Raw genomic sequence first — 10,312 nt, 5'->3', positions numbered from 1 at the left:
ACGTTAAGGTCAACATCGATCTCTTCGCAGAAATCAACGCCGATTAACGCAGATTTTTGAGATGTCGATTCACTACCGCCAAATTATCAAAGAACAAAGCCAGCAAATAGACCTCCTGAGAGATCTCACTGCTGGCCAACCCTGCTTTGGATTTCAATCAAAGCGGCATGATTAACAAGCCGCACTGATTGGAAGCCACTCAAGGCTGTGCACAACGCAAATTCAATTAACTTAAACAGACTCAGCAACACCGGTTTTCGCGTCAGTGTCACTTTCGCTGGCTGACGGACGCATTGTTGCGGCTTCCGTTTTAACTTTCAACCAACTTGGCAAGTTTTTGGTTTCGTTTTTTTAACCAATTCTTGTTCTGTTGCTTGCTGGTGAAAATCAAGCCCTGGGGACTTAATTTTTTGACTGCCAGAGACCTGAATTACTTCCGGCCCACTTGGCAGTCAACTTCACCTTAAGGCAGCACCAGCAGAAACACCTTGTGCTTGCTGACCCCACCCTCTATTGGAGACGACCGGGATCGAACCGGCAACCCCCGGCTTGCAAAGCCGGTGCTCTCCCAATTGAGCTACATCCCCTCGCTGCCGAGCCATCGCCTACAACTGAATGGCGACGATGACACCGACATTTTCTTCCGCTGCCTGTAGTAGGAACACCCACTAACAGTCAACGACTTTTCCGAAAAACAAACAAGTGCATTTCTGCACCATTGATTTCTGGATTGGGCGTGCGTGGATTCGAACCACGGACCTCAGCCTTATCAGGGCTGCGCTCTAACCAACTGAGCTACACGCCCGGGTAACTCTTTTCCTGATTGCATTCTCAGGTGGCCGCCGTTTCGTTTCCTCGTGGCGACGGACGCATTTTGCTAACTGAACCATCGGCTGTCCAGCCATCGGGCCTATTTTGAATTTTCTTGTTTACTTCACAATCCCACAAACCCATCATTCCGCACGATCCGCCCAGCCATAACCTCATCTAACACAACAGATTCCCCCGAAACAAATATTATCTGTAAAACCAAATGGTTAAATATTTTGCAACGATTTAGCTTTACTCATCCCGAAGTGATTCCCGTCGTAAAGTTAGACCCATTCGCTCCCACCTCCCCACGATTTAGAATCCAAAAAATTCTGAGCAGGATGGCAGGCGGCATGGGAAATTCTACCCTCACACCTGTCAGACCTCACGACGCAACCGCTGGAGCAACCGGCGGTATTTGAGAACATGATTGAGTTCGGGCACTGGAAGAAGCCCTCCGACAGTCCGTCGGATAAACTGGTCAAGCATCAAAACAATGGCCGTTCGCTCAGAAGAAAGTTGCTCGTGATGAGCCGTCAGATCTTCTCGCGACCATATCAATTCCGTGCTGGAAACGACCTGCGAGACCCCATTGGCAAACACGACGCGTGCAGCTGTGCCGGGACGAGAGTCAGACTGATGATCCGAGACGACAATATCACCACGTGACAGTGTGCAACTCACTGAAGCCATAGGCTTTGCAGCTGGTGTCCCCCCCCCGGTTCCGCTTCCTCCCTGACGATAATTCGCCTTCAGGGTTGCGCCAGGCTGATTCCAGATTTGTCGCCATAACTCGGACGATTCGTCCAGATCGACCTTATCTAACCAATCTTCAGCACCAGAAACACTGAGCGATTGTGGCGCCCGGCCGGTCAATACCGCAGCAACATCCATCCATTCAATCAGCTCCCTCTCTACTGAGACAGAGGTGTTATTGTTGGACGACAAATATTCATGTTGGGTTGTTCGATGTAAATCGGGGGCAGGAAACCGTATCTCCAATTGCTGAACGGCCCCTAAATCCGTTGCTGATAACTCTCGTAATCGACGATGAACAGGATCAAATCGCACCCGAAAATCGACCATCAACGTGGTTCCAACATCCTCCGCTAAAGTTGTCAGCCGCTCAATTTCGGAATCGCTTAGCTGCTCCCATTTTGAAATCAGACAAGGCTTTGCGTGAATTGTTAAGACTTCAATAATCGCAGATTTCATCCACCCCAACTGGCAAATTAAAAAGCCATCAATATCAGGGCGTTCCGCGAGAGCCAGCAAAGAATCAGAGGCCATCGCGTGAAACTCAGTCGCCACCGCCTGAGCACGACTCCGCACCTCGTCATAGACAGCCACAATTTTTGCGCGATCAGCGAATTCCGCCAAGGCCGGCTTCATGTGCTGTTCCCAATCGGTACCAGTACCTACGAGAGCGAGCGAAATCGATCCTCGTCGAGGGCGTACGGGCATGGGAAATGAGAGTCTCTGAAAAAAGAAAATTGGCCCAGAAAACAAGTGACAACGACTGCCAGCGGCCTGCCGGAACAGCGATTATGTCGCGGCGACTCATTGAACACCAGCTTTCGATGAGTTTCTAAACTCAGCAGAAAGCAGCGACCCCGGTGGTTCTCGCTCTGACAAACGTTAAACAATAAACAAAAGACCACATTCTGTGGTGCAAGAAAGTGAGATCCCCTCCTCTTTTCCATCGTTTTCAATCGTTAAGGGCAAATCAACTCTCACAAAGCGCTCTCAACGAATGGTGTTTGTCTGAGATTGAGACAGTCCCTCATCCACTGAAAACAATTCCGCCATTATTGCCGATATTTGTGAGAGTTCAGCGTTTCCCCTCAGCAGACCGTGCCTATTGGCACATCACTATTTCAACGTTTGAGAACACTCATGACGTCTTCCACGATGAGTTCGCCGCGACCATCTTCGGCGCCCCATCCAACGGAGGTTTCTCCCCCCATTACGATTAACGCCTCCCCAACCCGGATTGCCCAATTAGCTGAAGAAATTATGCGACACCTGGGAGATGCCTCTCAGGAAATTGCCACACTCAATGATGAAACTCGATTCCTCTCGATTAATGCGAGAATCGAGGCCGCCCGTGCTGGGGGGCAAATCGGAGCGGCTTTCGGCGTGGTTGCACAGGCGATCCAGGATCTCTCAGGAAAAACAACCGCTGTCGCCCGCACACTTTCTGCCCGCACAGGCACAGCCCTTCACGAGTTGGCAAGTATCAGTACCGTGCTTGCAAACCAGATGCAGGGATCAAAACTGGTCAATATTGCCGATCATATCATCGACATCATCGATCGTAATTTGTACGAGAGAACGTGTGACTGTCGCTGGTGGGCCACTGATGAAAGCCTGGTCACGGCTCTGACGACGACTCGAAGCGATACCCTTCGCCAGGCGGCTGACCGATTAGGCGTTATTCTCGACTCATATACCGTTTATACCGATCTCATTCTCTGTGATTTGACCGGCCGAATTGTCGCGCACGGCCGTCCGAGGCGATTTGATTCCGAAGGCATCAATTGTCGGCAGAGTCCCTGGTTCAAAGGAGCGATGGAGACACAAAGCGGAAGCGAGTTTGCTTTTGAATCAGCCCACGCATCGCACATTGTTCAGAACCGACGAGTTCTGGTCTATTCAGCGGCTGTTCGCGAAAATGGAGATACGAATGGAAGGGTCATCGGTGTCCTGGGGGCCTTGTTTGATTGGGAATCTCTGGGACAAAAACTGGTCGACGAGCTTCCTCTCGATAGTCAAGAACTTCTTAAAATTCGATGCCTGCTCATTGACGAGCAGTTCACAATTCTTGCCGACAGCGACCGACGCTCGATTGGTGAGAGATTTTTGTTTCCGATCAATCGCGACCTCTTGCTGGAAACGCGCGGACATCGACAGATCACATTAAACAATCGGAACTATCTGCTGGCGTTCTCATCCTCACGAGGTTTTGAAACCTATGCAACCGGCTGGAAATGTGTGCTGTTACATGACCTGGGAGAAAGACGCCCCAACGCGATGCCCATGGGCCATACGACATGAAACCGGTATCACGCCAGAGCTTTACCCGGTGCTTTCATCTGCGATAACACCCTCTGCTGAATAACTTTACAACGGAATCCCCCCCCCACTTCAGACATTCTCAAGCCGCTAACAACCTGCAATCATTGCCGGTCAGCCCTATTCTGATGCCTTCTCAAACGGGTTTGTTGATGTACCGCTCACCGAGGGACGAGTCAAACTGAAGCAATTGTAGCGATTGTGCCGATGTTCCGAAGGGAATGGAGGCCGACCCGTGAGTGCCGACGCATCAGTTTCGCGATCCCCTGACTTAACTTCTTTATCACCGCCCCGATCATGTCCCTCGGAAATGGGGCTGACCCGGCGGGAGATGATGCTGGCCCTATTCGCATTACCAGCCGCTGGCTGCGTCATGATTGAGGTGGGCGTGACCAATCCCATTGTGGGTTTGACCACAGTAGCCATCGCCCCGTTCTTTAATGTCAGCCAGGAACCCGTGGTTGATGGACGTCAGTTCGCGTTGGCTTATTTTGCTGAGCTTCAAAAAACTCCCGGCTTCCAGGTTGTCCCCGTAGGGATTACAGAGCAGGCGATTCGTCAAAATCGCCTGGAAATGGACAGCCCGGTTGATGTCCTGAAGCTGAGCCAAATCCTGGGCGTTGATGCCATCGTGGTTGGGGCTGTGACAGACTATTCACCCTACTACCCCCCGCGAGTCGGATTACAAGTCTCCTGGTATTCCCCGAAACCCTGGACATTTGAGCCTGGGCCGCCGGTGGATCCTGCGGCACGCAAAGCCGTCCTGGAAACTCAAAAAGCCGAACGCAAAGCGGCCAAACAAGCAGGGAAATCTTCTTTTTCACAATCTGTCTGGCCCTTTGGCAGCGAAGAAAAGTGTGACCCCGCCACACCCACTCCCTCTATGGTCACTCCACCTGCAGCCAGCACTTCACCCACAATTACTTCTCGAGGGCAATCGCCTGGTGAAATCGCAGGGACACTTGAGATACAGAAGTCTCTGGATTCGGGAATTTCCGCAGTCACCAGCTTTACCCCAGTCTTTGATCCCACACAGCCTCTTATGTCGTACACCCGTCTCTTTGATGGAGCCGACAGTCGCCTTGTTGCCCGATTACGGGACTATGTGGAACTCAGTGGTGATCTCCGGGCCGGGGGGTGGGAAGCCTACCTTCAGCGAAGCGATGATTTCATCCGTTTCACTTCGTATCTGATGATCGTCGAAATGTTGCAACTGCATGGCGGTGAAGCTCGTCGACGGCTCGTCATCAAAAAACGTAAATACAAATAGCAGCAATGAGTTGAGTAAAACCAGCCGCTTGTCGTCCCTCGCGATGGGTCTCTTGAATTCTGGCATGTCGGCAAGGCGAAAAAACTGACTGAGATGGCCCGGAATAGCCAATTCAGCACGACTGATTTCGCCGATACGACAGGAAGCACCGACTGCAAATCCCATGGGGGTTTCCAAGATTTCAGTGCTTGATCTTCACCTTCCGCGAAAGCTTCCGGAATGTCGAAATCGTTACATGTTCTGGCCATGGTCAAAGGTGAAGAACGGTTCGTCTTTCTGTACGACCCGCAAAGTATTGATCAACTGGTTGATCAACTCGGGAAGTACGCCAGTGATCCCGAACTCGACTTCACCTGGCATGATGCTGCCATTCTTGCAGAAAAAGCACGCGGGACAGCGGCTTCACTCAAAGGCCCGCATGGTAAACATCGCTGGTCAAAATATGCGGGCGACAAATGATGTCAATTGACGCCCGTTCTTCTGAGGTCGTTTGCCATGCACGCTGTGATTGACCGGTTCCTGCGATACCTGCAGATTGAGCGAAATTCATCGGAATTAACCTTAAAATCTTATGCCGAAGACTTTGGCAGCCTGCAGGAATACATTGCCGATCGCGTGGGTCATGTGACTGACCCTCAGCAACTGGGGATCTCAGAACTTCGTGGCTATGTCGCCTACCTGGGGGAATGTGGTTACGCCAAAACGACAATAGCCCGCCGGTTGGCATCTCTCCGCTCTTTTTTCCGTTATTGCCAACGAGAAAATCTGGTGGAGGGAAACCCGGCGAAAGCGCTGCGTACCCCCCGCGTGGGACGAAAACTCCCGCACTTTCTCACAACCGAACAGATTGTGAAGCTGCTCGAAACACCACCTGCCAATGAACCGGAAGGGCTGCGTGACCGGGCAATTCTCGAAACATTTTACTCAGCAGGTCTTCGCGTCGCCGAACTCGTAGGACTGAATCTTGACGATTGGGATCGCGATGCCCAGATTTTGCATGTCTTTGGTAAAGGCAAGAAAGAACGCATTGCTCCTGTTGGCAAATACGCGACAACGGCATTAAAAAACTGGGTTGCTGTTCGCCACCCCGAATCGGCTGCCCCCCCAGAATTGAAAAACGCTTTATTCCTTAATCGTTTCGGAACACGCCTGACCACACGGAGCGTGGGCCGTATGCTGGAAAAGCACTTAAAGCTCGCCGGGCTGGATCAGATCACGACGCCACACACGCTCCGACATACCTTCGCCACCCACCTTCTGGATGGCGGAGCCGATCTCAGAGCTGTGCAGGAAATGCTCGGCCACAAAAGCCTGACCACCACCCAGATCTATACACACGTCAGTACACAGCGCCTGCAAGAGACCTATAAAGGCTCACACCCTCACGCCCAGCCTTTGGAATGAGGGCCTGGTCGGGTTCATGCCAATGCACCCGTATTCCCGATCTCCCGCAAACTCTATCGATTGGTGCATTTCGTCAGAACTCCAATGCTCCCTCACTGGATTATCCTGATTGGAGAGGTGCGCTCACTCGAAAACTCTTGTGACGCACGTCACCCAGACGTCCCAAGCGACATCTGGGCCACCCCATCGCTCCCCAAGATAAAGCCGTGACACGGCATTACTTGCGAGCCAGCGGATGCTTCAAAGGAAGCCAGGCACCGTTCTCTTTGCTGCTAGCGACGCTTTGCTGGATGAAATACATCCCTTCAATGCCATCGTAAACATTCGGATAAATCGTGTTGCGTGTCTCGAATGCAGCACCACCAGCCTTTTGCACCATGGCATCAAACGCAGCCCGGTAGACGTTGGCAAACGCTTCAAAAAAGGCTTCGGGATGCCCGCTTGGCAACCGGCAGGACGCCTTCGCCAAAGGATGCGTATACGGTGCGTTGGGATCGCGCGTATAGATCTGATGAGCTGAACCGTTACGACGCACCATCAATTCGTTCGGGTTTTCCTGACGCCATTGAATGGCTCCTTTCGTCCCGTCAATTTCAATCGTGACGTCATTTTCACGCCCGTGGGTGATCTGGCTGGCCGTCACCGTCCCCAATGCTCCATTTTCAAACTGAATGACGGCATGGCCATAATCATCCAGTGCCCGGCCTTCCTCAAACGCCCGTAAGTGGCAGGAGATCTTTTCGGGAAGCAAACCCGAAATATAACGCCCCAGGTTGTAAGCATGAGTCCCGATGTCACCAAAGCAGCCAGCAGCACCTGACTTGGTCGGATCGGTTCGCCACGCGGCCTGCTTCTGATCCGAAGCTTCCAACCGGGTTCTCAACCACCCCTGAATATAGTTCGAGCGAATACACTGGATTTCGCCCAGCTCACCGTTCAGCACCATTTCCCGTGCCTGACGCACCAGAGGATAGCCGGTGTAATTGTGCGTCACGGCGAAAACAGCACCAGACTTCTCAACCGCTTTCTCCAATTCTTCCGCCTGTGCAAGATCGAACGTCATCGGTTTATCACAGATGACGTTGAAGCCAGCTTCCAAAGCCGCCTTGGCAACAGGAAAGTGCATGTGATTGGGCGTGGCAATCGTCAGAAAATCGATTCTCTCCGATTCCGGGAGAGCCAATTCACTGGAAATCAGCTCCTGATACGAACCATAGGCCCGATCCAAACTGATATCATACCCCCCTGCCGAGGACTTGGCACGCTGTGGATCTGATGACAACGCCCCAGCCACCAAAGCCGCCCGGTTATCCAGCACAGCGGCGGTCGCATGCACGCGGCCAATGAATGATCCCGAGCCGCCCCCCACCAAGGCCATCCGCAATTTTCGATTCAGGTTGCCGTTCGTCGTATCCATAGCTTCGGTCTTTCACTGCCAGTCGTTACGGAAACAGTTTGACTCAGAGGATTTGGCAATTTCGCCACCAAACATGTGTGATGGAGCATATCTTCCGGCTTCCGTCGTTACCACATGCACGCCCATTCTCATGGAAACCTCATTCAAACGCCCACACCGCTGTTTCCAGAGTTGGACAAAGCGGGATATACTCATTTTGCAGTCGTCTTCCCGCAAGAATGCGGCTGACACTGCCCCTTCGCCACAATTTTATCACCACAACATTTCAACATGGAATCACCTGGAGCATTGACATCATGGCTGTAACGAAAATCGCATCAGCAAACAAACTCCCCTGGCTGGTGACAGGCCTGTGCCTGGGGCTGGCACTCTCTTCATTCTGGCCCGCCGAGCAGGTTCAAGCCCGTGGCACAGATCGTAACGAGCGCTTCGCCATCACAACGGCCACAACCGGTTTTCAAAACCCGGACACCATCTTCGTGCTGGATTTCCTCACTGGCCGGCTTGTGGGCGGCCTGTTGAATCAGCAAACCGCCACGTTCACCAACTTTTACTTCCGAAGCATTGTGGCTGATTTCGGGCTGGATCCCACTGCCAAACCTCAATTCGTCATCATTGCAGGGGATGGCAACCTGGCAAACCGGGGCGGACTCCAGACGTCAACAGGCATCGTCTACATTGGCGAACTGACGACAGGGAAAGTCGTGGCCTACCGTTACCCATTCCGTATCGCGACCAAGCCCATGCCCGCCCTGACATTGGAACCGTTTGCATTCTTCAGCTTCCGCGACGTCGCCCCCACGGAATAACGCCGTAATAAGGCTATTAACAAGCAATAAGCAACAAGCGGCGTTTGACTCCCTCGCGAGACCAAACGCCGCTTGAATTGTTAGAAAAGCTTGCTGAATGAGATCGAACGCGATCAGTCGTTTTCGGGCTATCGGGTTCCGCTTCCCCCACGATAACTCAAGCGACGGCAAAGCAGGTGATGCTGGCGACCGACCAATTTTGCCACCACCAGCACTCCCGCCTCACCTTTTCCCATGGGAAGCTTCTTGCGTAACGTGGTCGCATCCACTCGAAGATGTCGGCACTTGATCTCCAGTTCGCGGTATCCCCGTTCGCGCAGTGCCGCTTTCAGTTCCCGATCGTTGCTCCCGACCACCTGATCGATTTCAAACGTCTGGACAAACGGACTGAAAACCGGCTCATTGCCACTGAGATATTCTTCCGCGTCATCCAGTCGCCACATGCCCAGTTGATCGGCCAGAACGTCGACCAACCCCGCACGGACCACGGCGGGATCAGGGTCAAAAAGAAATTTCCCCGGCGATTCAACGCGGGTCATGACGCTCAAAGGATGCCCCGAAATACTTTCACCCTCGGGCAGAACAGTGGCTCGAAAAAGGGCTTCACCAGCCAGTTCACCAAACCAGATGGTGGCTTCCTTGCACTCACCGTTCAGGCTGATCAGTTCAACTTCAGCCTCAGGAAACTTCCCGCCAAAATTACTGGCAGGCGACAACTTGATGGCTCCCCCCCGGGCACTGGCCATCAACTGTTGAAGAACTTCCAGAGGAGGGGAAATTTCTTCGATCCTCTGAACGCGCCCGCTCATCCCTTTGGAATTCAAATCGGGACGGCGGTCGGGATCGATATGAATCCAGGCTTGTGTGACATCCAGTGATTCGGCACTCGCCGACAAACAGGTTAGCTGATCCTCCACGCCGTAGAGTTCGGCATTCCATTGCAATCGCTGCAGTTGCAAAACATCCAGGTCAACAGCGGTCACCGGCCCGCGCTGTGCCAGAGCCAAAGCATCGCCGCCAACCCCGCTGCAAATGTCGATAACACGTTCACCCACAGGGAAACGCCTGGCTTTATGGCGTGCCACTGTTTCACTGGTGGCTTGCTCCAGTCCTTTCCGATCAAACCACAGAGATTTTGCCAGCGAAAACCGACTCGAAGCGCGATGACGCAGATCCGCGACCAGCAACCCTAACGTCACCAGTTCTGCGGGAAATTCACGCCGGAGCAACTCCTGGCGGCGAAATTCCGGGCCTTCGATCTGAGCCATCCGTTCAAATAAGGCAGGAGTGGCATGCAATGTCCGCCATCGCTCCATTTCGCGGGTCACTGATTCGCTGGCCTCTGACGTCACGACATTCACCTTTGTAAAACGCTCCTGCTAAAACCCTTGATCCCGCACGACATTCAATTAAAAGGGTCACTCTTAAACGATCATAAAGTCCAAGACGTGCTTCCGGCAATTTGAACGCTCTGGTATCCTTGGCGACACCATACTCGGTCAACAGGGAGACATTCTGCCTCGCGGC

8 protein-coding genes and 2 tRNA genes are annotated in these 10,312 nt (G+C 52.7%); 5 read left to right on the top strand and 5 right to left on the bottom strand.

From position 1 onward, the window contains the following. Nucleotides 1-514: 514 nt before the first annotated feature. The 3 genes from SH287x_RS03165 to SH287x_RS03155 form a co-directional block, all read right to left on the bottom strand. Nucleotides 515-587: transfer RNA gene (locus SH287x_RS03165), tRNA-Ala, on the bottom strand. A gap of 144 nt (nucleotides 588-731) precedes the next feature. Further along, nucleotides 732-805 (bottom strand) — tRNA-Ile (locus tag SH287x_RS03160). Between the two features lie 383 nt (nucleotides 806-1,188). Beyond that, a complete protein-coding gene (locus tag SH287x_RS03155; RefSeq protein ID WP_479516994.1) occupies nucleotides 1,189-2,274 on the bottom strand; it encodes a Gfo/Idh/MocA family protein in 1,086 nt (361 codons plus the stop codon). Between the two features lie 432 nt (nucleotides 2,275-2,706). On the opposite strand from SH287x_RS03155, the gene SH287x_RS03150 reads away from it, so the two are divergent. The 4 genes from SH287x_RS03150 (at nucleotide 2,707) to xerC (ending at nucleotide 6,559) form a co-directional block, all read left to right on the top strand. Beyond that, entirely contained in the window at nucleotides 2,707-3,867 is a 1,161-nt protein-coding gene (locus tag SH287x_RS03150; RefSeq protein WP_479516993.1) for a cache domain-containing protein, read from the top strand. A 253-nt stretch (nucleotides 3,868-4,120) separates the two neighbouring features. Further along, nucleotides 4,121-5,155, top strand: a complete 1,035-nt coding sequence (locus SH287x_RS03145) for a hypothetical protein (protein WP_479516992.1) — start codon at nucleotides 4,121-4,123, stop codon at nucleotides 5,153-5,155. Nucleotides 5,156-5,374: 219 nt separating this feature from the next. Next, nucleotides 5,375-5,614, top strand: coding sequence for a hypothetical protein (locus SH287x_RS03140; protein WP_479516991.1), 240 nt, complete (start codon nucleotides 5,375-5,377; stop codon nucleotides 5,612-5,614). Nucleotides 5,615-5,650: 36 nt separating this feature from the next. Continuing rightward, nucleotides 5,651-6,559, top strand: a complete 909-nt coding sequence (xerC, locus tag SH287x_RS03135; protein ID WP_479516990.1) for a tyrosine recombinase XerC — start codon at nucleotides 5,651-5,653, stop codon at nucleotides 6,557-6,559. Nucleotides 6,560-6,776: 217 nt separating this feature from the next. On the opposite strand, the gene SH287x_RS03130 is transcribed toward xerC, so the two are convergent. Next, on the bottom strand, nucleotides 6,777-7,976 hold the full coding sequence (locus SH287x_RS03130) for a Gfo/Idh/MocA family protein (protein ID WP_479516989.1): 1,200 nt from the start codon (nucleotides 7,974-7,976) through the stop codon (nucleotides 6,777-6,779). 296 nt (nucleotides 7,977-8,272) lie between these two features. On the opposite strand from SH287x_RS03130, the gene SH287x_RS03125 reads away from it, so the two are divergent. Next, on the top strand, nucleotides 8,273-8,785 hold the full coding sequence (locus SH287x_RS03125) for a hypothetical protein (RefSeq protein WP_479516988.1): 513 nt from the start codon (nucleotides 8,273-8,275) through the stop codon (nucleotides 8,783-8,785). 128 nt (nucleotides 8,786-8,913) lie between these two features. On the opposite strand, the gene SH287x_RS03120 is transcribed toward SH287x_RS03125, so the two are convergent. Beyond that, on the bottom strand, nucleotides 8,914-10,137 hold the full coding sequence (locus SH287x_RS03120) for a THUMP-like domain-containing protein (RefSeq protein ID WP_479516987.1): 1,224 nt from the start codon (nucleotides 10,135-10,137) through the stop codon (nucleotides 8,914-8,916). Nucleotides 10,138-10,312 lie beyond the last annotated feature (175 nt).

It is taken from the genome of Planctopirus sp. SH287 (assembly GCF_056500625.1).
The sequence above is the reverse complement of the archived record's forward strand: the minus strand, read 5'-3'. Positions and strand labels throughout refer to the sequence as shown.

Excerpts from the sequence above, each read along its gene's own strand:
- SH287x_RS03155 (WP_479516994.1), bottom strand. The coding sequence starts at position 2,274 with ATGCCCGTACGCCCTCGACGAGGATCGATTTCGCTCGCTCTCGTAGGT.
- SH287x_RS03130 (WP_479516989.1), bottom strand. The coding sequence starts at position 7,976 with ATGGATACGACGAACGGCAACCTGAATCGAAAATTGCGGATGGCCTTG.
- SH287x_RS03125 (WP_479516988.1), top strand. The coding sequence starts at position 8,273 with ATGGCTGTAACGAAAATCGCATCAGCAAACAAACTCCCCTGGCTGGTG.
- xerC (WP_479516990.1), top strand. The coding sequence starts at position 5,651 with ATGCACGCTGTGATTGACCGGTTCCTGCGATACCTGCAGATTGAGCGA.
- SH287x_RS03150 (WP_479516993.1), top strand. The coding sequence starts at position 2,707 with ATGACGTCTTCCACGATGAGTTCGCCGCGACCATCTTCGGCGCCCCAT.
- SH287x_RS03140 (WP_479516991.1), top strand. The coding sequence starts at position 5,375 with ATGTCGAAATCGTTACATGTTCTGGCCATGGTCAAAGGTGAAGAACGG.